The organism is Corallococcus exiguus, from assembly GCF_009909105.1.
Taxonomy (GTDB): domain Bacteria; phylum Myxococcota; class Myxococcia; order Myxococcales; family Myxococcaceae; genus Corallococcus; species Corallococcus exiguus.
Genome location: NZ_JAAAPK010000007.1, coordinates 354411 through 370759, shown reverse-complemented (window position 1 = coordinate 370759; position 16349 = coordinate 354411). Strand labels below are relative to the sequence as shown.

General features: G+C 69.9%; 12 protein-coding genes. 8 read left to right on the top strand and 4 right to left on the bottom strand.

Annotation, left to right across the window (positions count from 1 at the left end; genetic code table 11):
• Positions 1-4: 4 nt before the first annotated feature.
• The gene (locus tag GTZ93_RS25930) at positions 5-529 is read right to left on the bottom strand and encodes a putative signal transducing protein (RefSeq protein ID WP_161663055.1); all 525 of its coding nucleotides are present in this window, start codon (positions 527-529) and stop codon (positions 5-7) included.
• A 217-nt stretch (positions 530-746) separates the two neighbouring features.
• Here GTZ93_RS25930 and GTZ93_RS25925 point away from each other — a divergent pair, with 217 nt between their 5' ends.
• Both GTZ93_RS25925 and GTZ93_RS25920 read left to right on the top strand, forming a co-directional pair.
• A complete protein-coding gene (locus GTZ93_RS25925; RefSeq protein ID WP_139923281.1) occupies positions 747-1886 on the top strand; it encodes a glycosyltransferase family 4 protein in 1140 nt (379 codons plus the stop codon).
• 20 nt (positions 1887-1906) lie between these two features.
• Complete coding sequence (locus GTZ93_RS25920; protein WP_161663054.1) at positions 1907-3043, top strand: glycosyltransferase family 4 protein; 1137 nt, start codon at positions 1907-1909, stop codon at positions 3041-3043.
• Between the two features lie 332 nt (positions 3044-3375).
• Here the strand turns inward: GTZ93_RS25920 and GTZ93_RS25915 are convergent, their stop codons facing one another.
• Positions 3376-4620 (bottom strand): glycosyltransferase family 4 protein, encoded by a 1245-nt coding sequence (locus GTZ93_RS25915; RefSeq protein WP_161663053.1) that lies wholly within the window; start codon positions 4618-4620, stop codon positions 3376-3378.
• 296 nt (positions 4621-4916) lie between these two features.
• Here GTZ93_RS25915 and GTZ93_RS25910 point away from each other — a divergent pair, with 296 nt between their 5' ends.
• The 6 genes from GTZ93_RS25910 (at position 4917) to GTZ93_RS25880 (ending at position 14417) form a co-directional block, all read left to right on the top strand.
• Entirely contained in the window at positions 4917-6737 is a 1821-nt protein-coding gene (locus GTZ93_RS25910; RefSeq protein ID WP_139923286.1) for an aminopeptidase P family protein, read from the top strand.
• A gap of 117 nt (positions 6738-6854) precedes the next feature.
• The gene (locus GTZ93_RS25905; protein WP_139923288.1) at positions 6855-7187 is read left to right on the top strand and encodes a hypothetical protein; all 333 of its coding nucleotides are present in this window, start codon (positions 6855-6857) and stop codon (positions 7185-7187) included.
• 67 nt (positions 7188-7254) lie between these two features.
• A complete protein-coding gene (locus tag GTZ93_RS25900; protein ID WP_261778854.1) occupies positions 7255-8412 on the top strand; it encodes a sialidase family protein in 1158 nt (385 codons plus the stop codon).
• A gap of 71 nt (positions 8413-8483) precedes the next feature.
• Positions 8484-8846 (top strand): hypothetical protein, encoded by a 363-nt coding sequence (locus tag GTZ93_RS25895; RefSeq protein WP_139920777.1) that lies wholly within the window; start codon positions 8484-8486, stop codon positions 8844-8846.
• A 248-nt stretch (positions 8847-9094) separates the two neighbouring features.
• Entirely contained in the window at positions 9095-12499 is a 3405-nt protein-coding gene (locus GTZ93_RS25885; RefSeq protein WP_167548383.1) for a Dauer Up-regulated, read from the top strand.
• Between the two features lie 307 nt (positions 12500-12806).
• Positions 12807-14417 carry a peptidoglycan-binding protein gene (locus GTZ93_RS25880; RefSeq protein ID WP_139920781.1) on the top strand — a complete coding sequence of 537 codons (1611 nt, stop codon included), beginning with the start codon at positions 12807-12809 and terminating at the stop codon, positions 14415-14417.
• Between the two features lie 48 nt (positions 14418-14465).
• Here the strand turns inward: GTZ93_RS25880 and GTZ93_RS25875 are convergent, their stop codons facing one another.
• The gene (locus tag GTZ93_RS25875; protein ID WP_120575960.1) at positions 14466-15050 is read right to left on the bottom strand and encodes a TetR/AcrR family transcriptional regulator; all 585 of its coding nucleotides are present in this window, start codon (positions 15048-15050) and stop codon (positions 14466-14468) included.
• Between the two features lie 63 nt (positions 15051-15113).
• The gene (locus tag GTZ93_RS25870; protein WP_139920783.1) at positions 15114-16304 is read right to left on the bottom strand and encodes a toxin-antitoxin system YwqK family antitoxin; all 1191 of its coding nucleotides are present in this window, start codon (positions 16302-16304) and stop codon (positions 15114-15116) included.
• Between the last annotated feature and the right edge of the window lie 45 nt (positions 16305-16349).

Sequence of the window (16349 nt, the reverse complement as noted above, 5' to 3'; positions counted from 1 at the left end):
GGGTTCAGTTCAGCAGGGCGTTGAGGGTGCTCGCCAGCACGAGGAGGAAGGGCGGGCCGAAGAGGAAGAGGAGGATCAGCCATGCGACGACCTTGCGCTTCCGGCCGCGCTGGACCTGGGCGCCCGTACCCTTGCGGTCCGCGCAGTCCTCACACACGCCGGTGGTGGCGCCATCGCAGCTCGCGCACAGGAAGGTGCCGCACCGCTCACAGGTCCGCGTGGCGCGCTGGCCGTGCACCGCGCAGTGCGCCTCCTCGGAATCGGGGTCCGGCGTCGCGGTGGGACCGGTCCCGCCGGGCTCCTCCTGCGGCACGCTCCGGAGCAATTCACGGGCGCGCTCCAGCTCCCCGGAGGGGATCAGCACCCGCAGCTCGATGAAGGCCCCGGCCACGCCCAGCATGGAGCGGTGCTGCTCGCCCTGGACGAGGCACGGGATGCCGTTCGCTTCGAGCAGCGCCCGCACGAGCGCGGCCTCGGACTCGTCGCCGCAGGTCGTGAGCAGTTGGAAGTCGCGATCGGGGATTCCCAAGAAGGGCTCCGGCGGGGCCCCTCGGGGGCCTGTAGGCATTGGATGCACACGAGTCTCGCGTAGGACGGAAGCCCCGGGCAAACGGACCGTTCCTCCTCTGGGCGGCACCGCGCCTTCACGCTCCGCGAAGGATCTTCCACTGCTGGACATCCGCCGGGGCGCGGGCTGGGCTCGGGGGGTTGTGGGGCTGGGGCGCGTGCCTAGCTTGGCCGCGTCCATGAAGAACGAAATGCACCCGACGGCGCGCCCGACGCGCGTGGCTCACGTGATGTATGGCCTGGAGATGGGCGGACTCGAACAGCTGGTGGTCCGGCTGTCCCAGCATGGCCGCGAGCGGGGCATCGACTCCGTGGTGCTGGCCCTGGGGCCGGACGGTCCGGTACGCGAGCTGCTCCAGCGCGCCAACGTCCCCACGGTCTGGTTGGGAGGCCTCGCCGGAATGACGCCCGCGGCCATCCGCCGGCTGGCCCAGGAGGTGGATGCCTTTGGCGCTGACGTGGTCCATGGCCACGACGTGGGGCCCTGGCTCAACGCCGTCGCCACCCGGACGCTGCGTCCGCGCACGCCCGTGATGGGCACCTTCCATCAGACGGTGGAGCCGCAGGGCAAGCTGCGCCCCGCGGCCATGGCCGCCGCCATGTTCACCCAGTCCCTGGTCGCATGCGGCAGCGAGGTGCGCGCCAGCCTGGAGCGCTGGAGCCCGAAGCTGCTCTCCAACGTGGTCACCATCGAGAACGGCGTGCCGCTGGAGGTGGCCACGGGCGAGGAGGCCCGCCGTGCCGCGCGTGAGCGCCTGGGCCTTCCCCAGGACGCCACGGTGGTGGGCTACCTGGGCCGCCTCTCCGAGGAGAAGGGCCCGGACTTGCTGGTGGACGCCTTCCTGCGCCACTTCGCGGACGCGAAGGACACGCACCTGGTGATGATTGGCCCCGGCCCGATGGAGGCCTCGCTGCGCGCTCGTGCCGCCGCGTCTCCGCTGTCAGGACGGGTGCACTTCACGGGCGCGCTGCTGGAGGCGAGCAAGCTCCTGCCCGCGTTCGACGTCTACGTGCAGCCGTCCCGCCGTGAGGGCCGCTCGCTGTCGCTGCTGGAGGCGATGGCGGTGGGGCTGCCCACGGTGTCGCACGCCATTCCGGCCATCCGCGAGGTGCACAGCGATGGTCAGACGGCGCTCCTGGTGAAATCCGAAGACGTGGATGCGCTCGGCGGCGCGGTGAAGCGTCTGGCCCACGATGCGGAGCTGCGCTCCCGACTGGGAGAGGCCGCGAAGCGCGAGGCGCAGCGCTACTCGCTGTCCACGATGGTGGATACGTACGCGAAGCTCTATCGGGGTGCCGCGGCTCGCGCCCAGGCGTGAGCGGGCACGGAGGACCACGCGTGCCGCACTCCACCATCCTCCATGTGCGCAGCACCTGCGGCCTGTATGGCGCGGAGCGGGCGCTGCTGTCGCTGGCCTCGTCCACGCCGTCGCCGTGGCGCGCGCAGGTGTGCAGCCTCGTTTCGCCCGGGCGGGTGGACGTGCTGTCGGGCGCGGCTCGGGAGCAGGGGCTGGACGCGCTGACGCTGGAGGTGCCCGGCCGCTTCAGTGCGATGGCCGTGGCGACGCTCGCATCGGAGGTGCGCAGGCGCGGCGTGGGGCTGCTGCACGCGCATGACTACAAGTCGCTCACGCTGGGAGCCGCCGCGAGCGCGCTCGCCGGAGTGCCGCTGGTGGCCACGTATCATGGGGACACCGGCGCCACGCCCGCGCTGATCGCCTATGAGGGCTTCGCGCGCGTGCTGGGCAACTGCACACGCGCGGTGGCGGCGGTGTCGCGCGAGCTGACCGCGCGCCTGCGCCGGTACGTGCACCGCTCGCCGGTGGTCTACATCCCCAACGCGCTGCCGCTCGCGGATGAATGCACGGAGGAGGAGCGGCTCCTGGCCCGTGAGGCACTGGGGCTCGCGCCGGAGGGTTCCGTCATCGCGCTGGTCGGACGCCTGTCGGTGGAGAAGGGGCCCCAGGTGCTGCTGGACGCGATGCACCGGCTGGCCCGGACGCCTGGCGCCACGGTGCCCACGCTGCTGCTGGTGGGTGATGGCCCGCTGCGCGAGTCGTTGGAAGCGCAGGCTGAAGGGCTGCCGGTGCGCTTCCTGGGATTCCGCTCGGAGGTTCGCAGCGTGTACGCGGCGGCGGACGCGGTCGTGATGCCGTCCCTGCGCGAAGGCATGCCGCTGGTCGCGCTGGAGGCGATGGCGCTGGGAAGGCCGCTGGTGGCTTCCGGAGTCGGGGAGTTGCCCCACGTGCTGGGCACGGGGCGCGGGCTCGTGGTGCCTCCGGGCGACGCGGGCACGCTGGCCTCGGCGCTCGCGGGATTGCTCACGGCGCCGGGCTGGCGCACGCGGATGGCGCAGGCGGCGCGTGAGTACGTCGTGGCCCACCACGCACCGGAGCGGATGGCGAATCGCTACATCGAATCCCTCTACCTGCCCGCCCTGATGGACCCACGCGAAGAGCAGGTCGCGGCCGGGTAGGGCAACCGAGGCATCACCGCCTCATTTCCCGGAAATCGCCGCGGCACCTCTCCTGTCCGAGACGGGCCAAGCCTGTCCGACAGTCGGACCGGCTTTTCACGGCTCGGGTGGGCGGAGGCCCCCGTCGGCTTCGGCCGCCCAAAAGCTGTAGGACAGTCGGACAGGTTTCCACGGTTCGGGTGGGCGGAGGCCCCCGCCAGCCGAGGCCTCCGAGAACGTGTCCGACTGTCGGACAGGTTTGTGCCGTGCTCTCCCGGCGGGAGAGCCCCTCGCGGAACCCATGTCCGCGGGCCTGGACGTGCGGTGGCGGCCCACCGCACCAGGCCGGAGACTCAGTTGGCTTCCGCTCCGGAGCGCTTCTCCCCTTCGCCGCTCACGGACACCGCGTTCAAGTAGAGCTCGCCCAGCCCGGCCCCGATGCCGTCCCATGCGAAGGACTCCGCCATGCGGCGGGCGTTCTGCGCGAGCCGGCTGCAGAGGTCCGGATCCTTGCGCAGCCGGCGCAGCGCGATGGCGAACTCCTCGGGGGACTCCGCCAGGAGGACATGCTGCCCCTCCACCACCGGCAACCCCTCTACCGCCAGGCGCGTGGCCACCACGGGCACGCCCGCCGCCGCGGCCTCCAGTACCTTCAGGCGCGTTCCACTGCCCGCTCGCAGCGGAATGGCCGTCGCCAACGCGCGCGCCAGGTACGGCGCCACCGACGGCACCGAGCCCGTCACCACCAGCCGCTCGTTCTCCAGGGCTCGCACGGACGCGGGCGGACTGCGGCCCACCACCATCAGCTTGCTGGTCGACAGGTCCGACGACACCAGCGGCCACACCTCGCGCGCCAGCAGCAGCACCGCGTCTTCATTGGGCCACCAGTCCATGGAGCCCACGAAGACCAGGTCGTCGCCCTTGCTCTCGCGGGGCTCGAAGTCCGGCAGCTTCACGCCGTTGGGCACCACCTGCACCCGCTTCGCTCCCATGGCGCGCAGCTGCTCCGCGTCCACGGACGAACACGCCAGCACGGTGTCCGCCTGCCTCACGCACTCGCGCTCCAGCCGCTCCACCCGCTTGAACTGCCATTTCAGGAATGGACGCATCGGCGGCGGGCTCAGCGGCGCCATCCGCGCGAGCAACTGGCTCTCCACGTTGTGCTCGTCGATGACCAGGTGCGCGGACGGATTGAGCTGCCGCGCCACCGGCAACAGCTGCGCCATGTGCAGGTGGTCGAAGTGGATGATGTCGAAGGGGCCTCGCTCCGCCAGCACCCGGCGCAAGGCGTCCTGCACGCCCTGGCGCGCGAAGCGGACGTAGGTGAGCGGCGTGCCCCGCAGGAAGGCCCTCGTGCTGTTCAACGTCTCCTCGGGGGCCACGCGCGGCAGATCCACCAGATGCAGCCTCGATGCCGGAATGCCCAGCTCTCCCAGCCAGCGCTTGAAGCCCTCTGCGTCGTTGCCCGCCCGGTGCACCGCGAACACGTCCAACGAGAAGCGCGAGGCAAGGGCGCGCACCAGTTCGAGCGTGCGCAGGGTGCCGCCCGTATCCGAAGGCAGCGGAACATAGGGAAGGATGGCGAGTACGCGTCGCACGGTGGGAATCCAGGCCTGCTTCAGGAGACGGGTGAAGCCCGGCCGCGTGCTCCTCACCGCGGCCACCGGCTTGGTAAGCACCCTCGTTCCATGGGCCCAGGCCCACGCGGCGCTTTCCCGTCAATGGACAACACATCGTCCATCCGCGGCGTAACGGGATGCTGCATCGCGTCTTCCGAGCAACAGCCGTATTCCCGGCGGTCTTGACCCGGCGGGTGGGCCCCTGCCCGTGAGGGGCCTCGAAAAGGCGCGCTGTTTCCGGCATGAGGACGCACGGCGAAACGACGGAGGATGCCATGGGCCTTGAGCAGACGCAGGGGGCCGCGGCGCGCGAGCGAATCGCGCGGGTGCGGCAGGTGATGCGGGAGCGTGGTGTGGCGGCGGTCTGGGTCCCGACGAGCGACCCGCACCTGTCCACCTACGTGCCGGCCCGCTGGAAGGGGCGGGAGTGGGCGTCTGGCTTCACCGGCTCGCTGGCCACGCTGGTGGTGACGGCGGACTACGCCGGCCTCTGGGTGGACAGCCGCTATTGGGATCAGTCGGACGCCCAGCTGAAGGGCAGCGGTATCGCGACGGTGCGGACGACGAACGCGCCCGGGCAGTCACACCTGGACTGGCTGGCCGCGAACGTGCCGCCGGGGCAGACGGTGGCGGTGGATGGGGCGGTGCTGGGCCTGGGTGTGGCGCGCTCGGCGGCCTCGCAGTTGTCCGCGGCGGGGTTGGTGCTGCGCACGGACCTGGACGTGGTGGCGGAGGCGTGGACGGACCGGCCGCCCCTTCCCGCCGCGCCCGTGTTCGCGCACGCGCTGTCACCCGTGCCGCGGACCGACAAGCTGCGGGCCGTGCGCGCGGAGATGGGCGTGCTGGGCGCGACGCATCACTTCATCTCCACGCTGGATGACGTCGCGTGGCTGCTGAACCTGCGCGGCGCGGACGTGGATCACCTCCCGCTGTTCCTCGCGCACCTGCTGGTGGAGCTCGGTGGGGCCCGGCTCTTCATCGGGGAGGGGAAGGTGCCGGACGCGCTGCGCTCGGCGCTGGAGGCGGATGGCATCACCCTCCACCCGTATGGCGAAGCGGCCCGCGCGCTGGGGGCGTTGGCGGACGGGACGCGGCTCCTGGTGGATCCCCGGCGCATCACCCACGGCCTGCGGCAGGCGGTGCCCAAGGGCGTGACCGTGGTGGAGGGGCTCAACCCGTCCACCGTGGCCAAGTCGCGCAAGACGGACGCGGAGCTCTCGCACTTCCGCGACGCGATGGAGCAGGACGGCGCGGCGCTGTGCGCGTTCTTCGCCTGGTTCGAGTCCGCCCTGGGCCGCGAGCCCATCACCGAGCTGACCGTGGATGAGCGTCTCTCCGCGGAACGGGCGCGGCGCCCGGGCTTCGTCTCGCTCAGCTTCTCCACCATCGCCGCGTACAACGCGAACGCCGCCATGCCGCACTACCGGGCCACGGAGGCCTCGCACGCGACGGTGTGCCTGCCGGGGCAGAAGCCGCAGGGCCTGCTGCTCATCGACTCCGGCGGCCAGTACCTGTCCGGCACCACGGACATCACCCGCGTGGTCCCCGTGGGCGAGCCCACGCCCGAGCAGCGGCGCGACTTCACGCTGGTGCTGCGCGGAAACATCAACCTGTCCCGCGCCCGCTTCCCTCGGGGGACCCGCTCCCCGAACCTGGACGCGCTGGCGCGCGCGCCGCTGTGGGCGGAGGGGCTGGACTACGGCCACGGCACGGGCCATGGCGTAGGCTTCTTCCTCAATGTCCACGAGGGGCCGCACGGCTTCTCTCCGACGCTGCCCAATGACCTCACCACGGCGATGGAGCCGGGGATGATCACCTCCAACGAGCCCGGCCTCTACCGTCCGGGTCGCTGGGGCATCCGCATCGAGAACCTCATCGCCGCCGTGCCGGACCGCAAGACGGAGTTCGGTGACTTCCTGCGCTTCGAGACGCTGAGCCTCTGCCCCATCGACACGCGGCTGGTGGACCCGGCCCTGCTGTCCCGCGAGGAGGTGGATTGGCTCAATGCCTATCACTCCACCGTGCGCGAACGGCTTGAGCCCCACGTCGAAGGTGCGGCGCGCGACTGGCTGCTCAAGCGCACCCAGCCGCTCTGAACCGCACTGCTCGCGACCTGACGGAAAGGCAGACGCGTCACTGGACGCGTCGCACTGAAGGCGCGCAAGCTGGGCCGCGCGGGGGGCCGGCCCCGCATGTGATTGGAAGGACTTCGCATGCGACTGACCCGAGTGCTGTTCCCCCTGCTGGCGGTGCTCCCCCTCCTGGCCTGTGGAGACAGCAAAGGCAGCGTGGGGGAGCGCTGCGGTGAGGACGGCTGTGATTCCGGCCTCTCCTGCCGGAGGGACTTCCCCGGCACCTTCTGCGCGCAGGACTGCACCGCGGAAGGGGAGGGCGGAGGCTGTCCGTCCGGCACGCTGTGCACGCGCCAGTTCTTCGACACACTGATGTGCTCGCCCGTCTGTGACGCCGAGTCCGACTGCCGGGACAGCTACGCCTGCAACGGCGTCAGCAACACGAACCTCAAGGCCTGCCAGGTCAAGCTGTAGACGCGATAGTGGGCTTTACTGCTCTGGCTCTTGATGCCTGGAATCCAGAGAGTGCAGGCTCGCGGGCATGAACGCTTCTCCCCGCGGTCTGATGATGTGGATGTTGCTGACGGCTTCGCTCGGTGCCTGCGCGCCGGAGGAGGCCGTCGAGGACTTCCTGCCCGTGGCCCGGGTGGAGGCAGAGCTCCCGGCCGGCGGTTGGCGGGTGCTGATGCCGGGTGGGGGTGGGCCCATCCGGGGCATCACCCGCCGCGCGGATGGCGTGCTCATCGGCGGCGCCAGCTGGGGCCACGGCATCGACGTGTGGACGAGCACCAACGGGGGCGCGAGCTGGGCGCTGCATGGCTCCGTCGCCAACAACCCGAACGTGGAGTTCGGCGACGTCACGATGCGCGCCATCCCCGGCACGCGCACCCTCTTCTGTGCCTTCCGCGAGTACTCCGGCGGCCAGTGGCGCGTCACCATCACCCGCAGCGACAACGACGGTGACAGCTGGGTCTACGACAGCACCGTCGTGGGGCCGACGACGCGCTTCGTGGGCGCGCCCTTCCTCTTCCAGCGCGGCAACGGCGACCTGCAGGTCTATTACGATTCCGAGCTGCTCGCCGCGCAGGGCGGCTTCCCCGGCCACCAGTGGATCGCCATGCAGGGACGGCAGGGCACCACCGGCGCCTGGAACGCGTATGGCACCGTGACCGTGTCGCGCGACAAGCGGGCCGGCGCGCTCAGCCGCGAGGGCATGCCCACGGTGGTGCAGCTCGCCGGAGACCGCATCATGGCCGTCGTGGAGGGCGTGGAGGGCTTCCCCACGGGCGGCGCCCGCGCCAACGTCATCAATGCCGTGCAGTCCTGGGACGGCGGCCGCACCTGGGACGACTCGCTGCGCCGCACCGTGTATGCGTCGCGCATCGACCCGGGCTCCGGCCGCCGCTACAACGCCTACGTCCCCTATTCCATCCGCGTGGGCAACGGCCCCGTGGGCGTCGCGTTCTGCTCGGACGAGGACAAGGCCGGTCCGCCCGACCTCTCCAGCGCCCCGGTGGATCAACGCAGCTGCCACGTAGGCTTCGTGCTGACCACGACCAACTTCGAGACCTGGTCCGCTCCCAGCCCCATCTGGACGGGCACCTCCCGCAACTACACCCCGGGCCTCTTCGAGCGTGCGCCCAACGACGTCATCGCCATCATCGACGGACTGGGCACCCAGCGCGTCATGGTGCGCTAGCCGGCCCGGGCGGACAGTGTCCGCTGGCGGGGAATGGCCAGGAACCCCGGACATGGGCTGGATTGGGGCCCATGTCCAAGTCCCCGCCGTCGCGCCGCTGGATGCTGACCGCCTTCCTCGTCTGGCTCCCCGGGTTCGTGCATGTCTTCCCGTTCCTGGGCGTCTACATGCTGATGTTCAACAAGGCCTACGCCCTGGCGATGTTCGTCGGCTTCGCCCTCACCGGGCTCGCCCTGGGGCTCATCCAGGCGCTCACGCGCGGCCTCAGGGCGCTGTGGGTCACCCCGGCGTCCTTCGTCGTGGGGTGGACGCCGTTGCCGCTGCTCATGTCCATGGACGCCCCCTTCGGCGTCGTGTGGGTGCTGACCCTGTTCACCTCCGCCGGGTGCGTGGGCCTGGGCCAGTGGATGCTCCGCTCCGACGCTCCGGCCTGAATCGCCCTGGAGGGCATGACGCGGCCGGACAGGAGCGGGGGCTCCTCGGGGAAATTACATAGCGTCCGCTATGCCTCCCTGCGTCATGCGGGGCCCGCGCGATCCATGTAACCCGTCGAGCGACACTGGCGTATCGCCTGCATCGCTCCGGGATTCACGCGATTGCGGAGAGTCAGGCAACATTCGCCGCGAAATGTAGAGAATCCTGGGGACTTTTCTCGATTCTCGAAAACGTAGGAGCTCCGCCCATGACCACCCCCATTGATGGTTCCGCCGCCGCCGCTGCCCGTGCCGCCGCCGAAGCCGCCGCGCGCGCCGCCGCCGAGGCCGCTGCCCGCGCCGCCGCCGCCGCGAAGGCCGCCGCTGACGCCGCCGCGAAGGCCGCCGCCGAGCAGGCCGCGAAGCAGCAGACGCAGCAGCAGATGCAGCCGCAGACGAAGCAGCCCACGGTGAAGCTCTTCAATGACGGGTTCTCCTCGGGCGGCGCGCAGAACAACCGCGGCGGGGTGAACCGGCTGACGGGCGAGACGACCAACCCGTTCGCCACGCCGCTGGGCACCAGTGGCGGCCATGCGCGTCCCCTCACCGGCCCGGTGCCGGGCAATGCCAACGGCGCGGTCCCGGTGCGGGCCGACGTCAACGGCGCCGCTCCGGCGGGGGAGACGCAGCCGCCCCACGCGGAGGCGCTGCCGGACAAGCCGGAGGATTTGCCCAAGCTCTTCCCGGAGCTGAAGGACAAGAGCAAGGAGGACCTGAAGAAGGCCTACGACTCGCTCAACAAGCTGGGCACCGGCTCCTTCTCCGAGAAGGCCACCGCCCTGGGCGAGCTGGCCTCGCAGTTCCCGGAGACGGTCCCCAACGCCCTGGAGCGCATGGGCATCAAGGACGACAAGCTGGCGAAGCTGGCCACCAACTCGGACGCGCTCACCTCGCTGGGCAAGCTGACGGACCCCAAGGCGACCAAGACGGACAAGGCGCAGGCGGCCCTCACCCTGGCGAAGGCCGCTGGCGACATCTTCGCGCCGGAGGACCTGAAGGGCGTGCTGGACACCGCGCTCAAGGGCCTGCCCGCGGCGGAGAAGCTGGTGGGCGCCATTGGCAAGTGGACGGACCCCAACGCCTCCGCCACCGACAAGGCCACCGCCACGCTGGAGCTGGGCAAGGCGCTCAAGGACTTCGCCGGGGACAAGTTCCCCGCGCTCGCCAATGACCTGCGCAAGCTGGACGGGTCGCTGCGCGCCGCGGGCGCCGCCATCACCCTGGCGGACCCCAACGCGTCCACGCAGGACAAGGCGCTGGCCGCCGCGCAGCTCTTGGCGGAGGTGCCCGACCTCAAGAAGGACCTCAAGGCCTTCGCGGACGTCCTCAAGAACGCGGGCGTGAAGAACGCGACGGACGTGGCCCAGCAGGGCTCGCAGCTGGCCAACGTGAAGGTGAAGGGCCTGGATCCGCAGCTCGCGTCCAAGCTCACGCCGGATCAGCTGAAGAAGCTGGAGTCCGCCGCCACCAAGCTGGGCGGTCCGGAGTCGATGGAGGCCGCGCTCAAGGGCATCACCGACCCCAAGGCCCTGGACAACCTGGTGGGCCAGCTGGGCAAGGTGGACGCGGAGGCCGGCAAGAAGCTGGTGAGCGCCCTGGGCGGCATGGAGCACAAGGTCCTCAACGAGGTCCTGTCGGATCCGAAGACCACGGAGCAGTTCGCCAGGCTCGCGGGCAAGCTGGACGGCGACGCGGCGAAGATCGTGTCCAAGCTGGTGACGGACATGGACTCCGGCGCCGTGAAGGCGCTGCTCAAGCTCACGGACGGCCTGGGCGCGGACGCCCTCAACACCACCGTGAAGGGCCTGGGCCCGCTGCTGGACAAGGCGGGCAGCAAGCTCGTGGGCCAGGGCCTCAAGGTGATGGAGAAGGTGCTGGGCAAGATCGGCGTGGAGATCACCGCCGACGTGGCCGGCAAGGTCTTCAAGAACCTGGCGAAGGTCGTCCCGGTGGCGGGCGCGCTGCCCAACGCCATCGACGCGGTGAAGTACGAGAAGGAATCCCTGGAGCTGCACGGCAAGAACAACGACCTGGGCTACTTCGCGCACACCGCCGCGGCGCTGAACGTCGCGGACGGCGCCCTGGGCATCGCGCTGGACCTCACCGGCGTGGGCGTGGCCGTGGACGTGGGCGCCAGCGTGCTGCTGGGCGCCGCCGAGCTGGCGATGGACATTGGCTTCACCCAGGAGAAGGCCAAGTACGAGGCCGACCCCGAGGGCTACAAGGCCCCGGACTGGATGAAGGCCGTGAACCTGGCGGGCGCCGCCGCGCAGGGCCCCGCGGGCCTGGCGCACATGGCCGGGTACTACGGGGCGGAAGGCACCGCGCAGCTCATCCAGTGGGGCGTGGAGAAGGGCGCCAAGGGCGCCGTGAAGGCCGCCGAGTTCGTGGGCGTGTCCCAGGCGGAGCTGGCCGGCGAGGGCCTCAAGGGTGCCGCGAAGGTCATCCACAAGCTGGCGGACGTGGTGCGCAACCCGTCCAAGTACGGCGAGGCCGCGGCGAAGGCGGCCACCGAGGCCTTCAACACCGCCATCGAGAAGGGCGGCGAGCTGGCGAAGGAGGCCAAGGAGGTCCTCGACGGCGTCATCGACGGCGCGAAGAAGCTGGGTGAGAAGGGCCTGGAGACGCTCAAGTACATCGCCCAGAACCCGGGCGAGGCCGCGAAGAAGGCGCTCGACGGCATCAAGAGCGTGGTGGACTCCGGCCTGGACCTGGCCACGGACGCCGGCAAGGCGCTCTACAAGCAGGCCGTCTCCACGCTGAATGACCTGAAGGCCGGCTACGACAAGCTCACCGGCGCCGCGAAGGAGAAGGCCAAGGAGCTCATCGACGGGGCGACGACGCTCGTCTCCAACACGGTGAACAAGGCCAAGGAACTGGGCGAGAAGGGCCTGGAGCTGCTGGCCTGGACGGCGCAGAACCCGGGCGAGGCCGCGGCCAAGGCCAAGGAGGCCATTGGCGACGCCCTGGCCAAGGGCGGCGAGCTGGCCAAGAAGGCCTGGGAGTCCGTGAAGGACCTGGGCGCCGCGGGCGCCGAACTGGCGGAGGGCCTGGTGAAGGGCCTGGCCAACGCGGGCGAGAAGGCCGTGGAGACGCTCAAGTACATCGCGGAGAACCCCGGCGAGGCCCTCTCCAAGGCCGGCGAGTGGGTGGGCAGCACGCTGTCGAGCATGGCGCGCAAGGGCGGCGAGCTGGCCACCAAGGCTGCGGGGGCCATCAAGGACTTCGTCGACAACCGCGTGTCGTGGGCCAAGGACTTCGCCAAGGACCTGCTCAAGGACGGCGTGGAGTCCTTCAAGAACGTCGCCAAGGCCTGGAAGGACAACCTCACGGAGGGCGGCAAGGAGCTGCTCGTCGCCGTGGCGGACCTGGGCGACGCGGGCGTGGATGCGCTCAAGGACCTGGCTGGCGCGGGCGGTCAGCTGGCGGAGGCCGCCATCGGCCACCTGGGCGACCTGGCGAAGGACGGCATCGACGCCGCCAAGGACGCGCTCGGAGTGCTCGCGGACCTGGGCGGAGAGATCGGCGACCTGGCCGGGGACGTGGCCGGCAAGGTGAAGGACTTCTTCGACGACCTCATCCCGGACGACATCCCCGGCATCCCGGGCATCTAACCCACCGCGTCACAGGCCTGTAGCGCCGCACGGGGTCTGTTCCTTCAGGGGAACAGGCCCCGTTCGCATTTGTGGTGTGTGATTGAAGTTTTACACCAATCACCTGGGGTCAACGGCTGTGAAGCAAGACGGACCCGGGGTGTCATCGTTGCCCGTTCGTGACAGGCCTCACAGCCCAGACAAGTTTGAGCGGAAAATTACGCACTGGTTAAACTGTGAGATCTTTATTTCCGGATCTCACGCAACTCACAGGGAGGGGTCTGGATAATCGGGGCAGGAATCACAGCCTCCACCGAGGAATCCCCGAATGAGCCTCTCCGCGACGACGTCCCAGCGCACGAACTCTGTCTTCTCGAATCGTTCCCAGGCTGTGACGACGAGCCCGGTTCGCAACAGCTCGAACCCCAACGCCATCCTGTCCCAGTACCAGCCCACGGGCGCCTCCGCGCGCACGGCGCGGCAGGACGGGCTGCAGCCGGGCGTGGCCGCGTCGACGAAGATGGCGCAGACGGACCTGGCGCGCCTGAAGCAGTACAAGGGCAACATCGAGGCGGCGGCGGCGAAGCACGGCCTGCCCCCCGCGCTGCTGGCGGCCATCGCGAGCCGTGAGTCGCGCGCGGGCGCGGCGTTGGATCGCACGGGCCACGGCGATGGCGGCAACGGCTTTGGCGTGATGCAGGTGGATCACCGCTACCACACGACCAAGGGTGGCCCCACCAGCGCGGAGCACATCGATCAGGCGGCGGGCATCCTCAAGGGCTACGTCAACGACATGAAGAAGGCGCACCCGGACTGGTCCGAGGCGCAGCAGCTTCGTGGCGCGGTGGCCGCGTACAACTCCGGCCCGGGCAACGTCCGCACCCTGGCGGGCATGGACGTGGGCACCACGGGCAATGACTACTCCAACGACGTGTGGGCGCGCGCGCAGGCGCTGGCGCCGCACTTCGGCGGTGCCGCGACGCCCGGCGCCACCAACACGAACGCCAACACCCCCACGCGTCCGTCGCAGACCGCCGACACCTTCGAGCCCGCGAACACCCCACAGCGGCCGGGGGCGAAGACGTGGACCCCCGCGCCCTCGATGGACCAGGTGAAGGTGCGTGGCAACAACCTGCGCGAGGGCATGCAGGGCCCGGCGGTGAAGCAGCTCCAGGAGATGCTGGGCGTCCCGGCGGACGGCAAGTTTGGCCCCGTCACCAAGAAGGCCGTGGAGGACTTCCAGCGGGCGAACGGCGTGAAGGCGGGCAGCAACGCGGGCCAGGTCGGCCCCGACACGCTCAAGGCGCTGCAGGGCAACCGCCCCGGCACCACGAACAACACCCAGGGCACGAACAACACCCAGGGCACGAACAACACCCAGGGCACGAACAACACCCAGGGGACGAACAACAACGGCGCGGTGCTGGGCAACGGCGTCCGCATCGACACCAACAACGCCACGCTGAAGAAGCTGGCCACGTCCCGCCTGAACAACGGCCAGACGGGCTACTGCGTGCGCACCACGCTGGACAACATGACCCGGCTGGGCATCCCGAACACGCCGGCGGCGACGGGCAACGACCCGAACAACCCCCGCGGCGGCATGGCGCAGATGCTGCGCAACGGCTGGGAGTCCATCCCGTTCCCGGGTGCCCAGCAGAAGGCCATCAAGAGCCCGTACGGCAACGCCACCGCGAACGTCGTGACCGCGGACCAGTACCGCAAGCTCGTCGCGGACGGGAAGGTGCCGGACGGCGCCATCATCTTCCAGTCGCGCCACGGCTGGGACTACAGCGGCGGCTCCAAGGGCAACGACATGGGCATCGTGCGCAACGGCGGCAAGACGACCCACAACTACCAGGACATGAACTCCATCATCTATTCGGACTGCAAGGAGGTCGTCATCCTGGTCCCGAAGGGCGCCATCCAGCGCGACTGATGTGAGTCGAGTCGGGTAGGTCGAGGAGGGGGCTGGAGCTGAAAAGCTTCAGGCCCCCTCTTTCGTCAGCAGCTCCGCGCCCAGCTTCCTGGCCGCGTCCAGGAACTCGTCCCCCAGCTTCGTGCCGCGCACGGCGCGCGCCAGTGACAGCGCGCCGTACATGAGCGCGATGGCGGTCAGCGCCTTCTCCCGGCGCCGCGCCCCGGCGGGCAGCAGCTCCGCGTACGACTGGACGAACTCCTGCAGCTCCGCCTCCAGCGCGCCCCGGTAGGGCTCCCCCGCGCGCGACACCTCCGAGGTGATGCTGGGCAGCGGGCAGGTGGGCGTGACGCCGTCGCGGTGCTTGCGCGACAGGTAGCGCACCAACACCTTGAGCGCGGGCGCTTCCGGCGCGTCCTCCTTCGCCTTGCGCAGGAGCGCGTTCCACGTCGTGCGAGCGGTCGCCCGGAGGGTCTCCGTGAAGAGGTGCTCTTTCGAGTCGAAGTGACCGTAGAAGCCGCCCACGGTGAGCCCCGCCCCCTTCATCACGTCCATGATGGAGCTGGCCTGGATGCCTCGCTCCAGCAGCAGCGTGGCGGCGGACGCGAGGATGGCGTCATGCGACTTCTGCTTCTGCTCCGTCTTCTGCGTCATGATGGATGACGGCAGTAATCTTGCCGCCATCCACCGTCAAGATGGCGCTCCCTCGCGCGCCTGCTACTTCTTCTTGCGCGAGCCGTCCTCGTAGAAGGCCTCGTCCTCCACGAGCCCGCCGTCGGGGTTCCAGCGCTTGCGCTCGGTGACGCGGTCCTTCGTCCACTGCGAGTCCTCGATGAGGGTGCCGTTCTCCGCCCACACCTGGCGGCGGCCTTCCGCCTTGCCCTTCACATAGTGCTCGCGGCGCTCCGTGCCGCCGTCCGGGAGGAAGCTCTCCGTCACGCCGTCGGGGTCGAAGCCATTGTGCCATTCACCCTTGACCAGATTCCGCCGCTCGCGCAGCGAGCCGTCGTCCTCGAAGTAGGACTCCACCGCGCGGTCTCCGGTCACGACGAGCTCATGCTTGCGCTCGCCGTTCTGGAAGTACTCCACGCGCTTCACCTGCTGGCGGCTCTTCCAGGTGACAACCTGCTTCTTGCCGCCGTCCTTGAAGAACTCCGTCTCGTCGCCCTCCCGCTCGCCCTTGGCCCAGGTCGTGGAGGTGAGGGCCTTCCCGTCGGCGTACCGCGTACTCACGCCGTCGAGCACGCCCGAGGAGTACGCGTTGGTCGCGGTGCGCTGCCCGTCCTTGTCGAAGATCTCCGTCACGCCTTCGCGTCGTCCATTCTTCATCTGGATGACGGAGCGCTTCTGTCCGTTCGGATGGAAGAACACGAGCGGGGAGGGCCCCTTCCAGACGCAGTCCTTCAGGCCCGCCTCCCATGAGGACTGGAGGCCGCAGCCCGCCTTGGTGAGCCGCCCGGTCTCGTCATAGTCCTCGTAGGTGCTCTTCGCGTCCTCCGGCTGCCGGTCCATGCGCCGGGACACCTTGCCGTTGGGGTGGTAGCGCACCTCCTCGCCTCGCTGGTTGTCGTCCGCGTACTGCGCGGTCTCCACCAGCCGGCCGTCCTCGTAGCGCTTGAAGCCGCCCTGGCGCTTGTCGGCCTTGTACTCCTGCTCCACGGCGCGGCCGTCGGACCAGCGGCGGACCTCCCAGCCGTCCTTCTTGCCGTTCTTGAACGCGACGGTGTGCGTCTCCTTCTTCGTGTCCTCGTCCACGCAGCGCACGGTGCCGGTGAGGTTCTTGGTGGTGTTGCCGTTGTCCAGGTTGATGGGCTTGCCCTGGAACGAGCAGTGCTCGATGGCCCACGCGGGCGCGGAGAACAGGGGCACGGACAGCACGAGAAGACGCATCACGGACGGCGCGCGCATGGGTGACTCACGAAAGAGGAAGGTGGATGCACCGTAGCCGCGAAG

Excerpts from the sequence above, each read along its gene's own strand:
- GTZ93_RS25900 (WP_261778854.1), top strand. The coding sequence starts at position 7,255 with ATGAACGCTTCTCCCCGCGGTCTGATGATGTGGATGTTGCTGACGGCT.
- GTZ93_RS25905 (WP_139923288.1), top strand. The coding sequence starts at position 6,855 with ATGCGACTGACCCGAGTGCTGTTCCCCCTGCTGGCGGTGCTCCCCCTC.
- GTZ93_RS25910 (WP_139923286.1), top strand. The coding sequence starts at position 4,917 with ATGGGCCTTGAGCAGACGCAGGGGGCCGCGGCGCGCGAGCGAATCGCG.
- GTZ93_RS25880 (WP_139920781.1), top strand. The coding sequence starts at position 12,807 with ATGAGCCTCTCCGCGACGACGTCCCAGCGCACGAACTCTGTCTTCTCG.
- GTZ93_RS25895 (WP_139920777.1), top strand. The coding sequence starts at position 8,484 with ATGTCCAAGTCCCCGCCGTCGCGCCGCTGGATGCTGACCGCCTTCCTC.
- GTZ93_RS25925 (WP_139923281.1), top strand. The coding sequence starts at position 747 with ATGAAGAACGAAATGCACCCGACGGCGCGCCCGACGCGCGTGGCTCAC.
- GTZ93_RS25870 (WP_139920783.1), bottom strand. The coding sequence starts at position 16,304 with ATGCGCGCGCCGTCCGTGATGCGTCTTCTCGTGCTGTCCGTGCCCCTG.
- GTZ93_RS25885 (WP_167548383.1), top strand. The coding sequence starts at position 9,095 with ATGACCACCCCCATTGATGGTTCCGCCGCCGCCGCTGCCCGTGCCGCC.
- GTZ93_RS25875 (WP_120575960.1), bottom strand. The coding sequence starts at position 15,050 with ATGACGCAGAAGACGGAGCAGAAGCAGAAGTCGCATGACGCCATCCTC.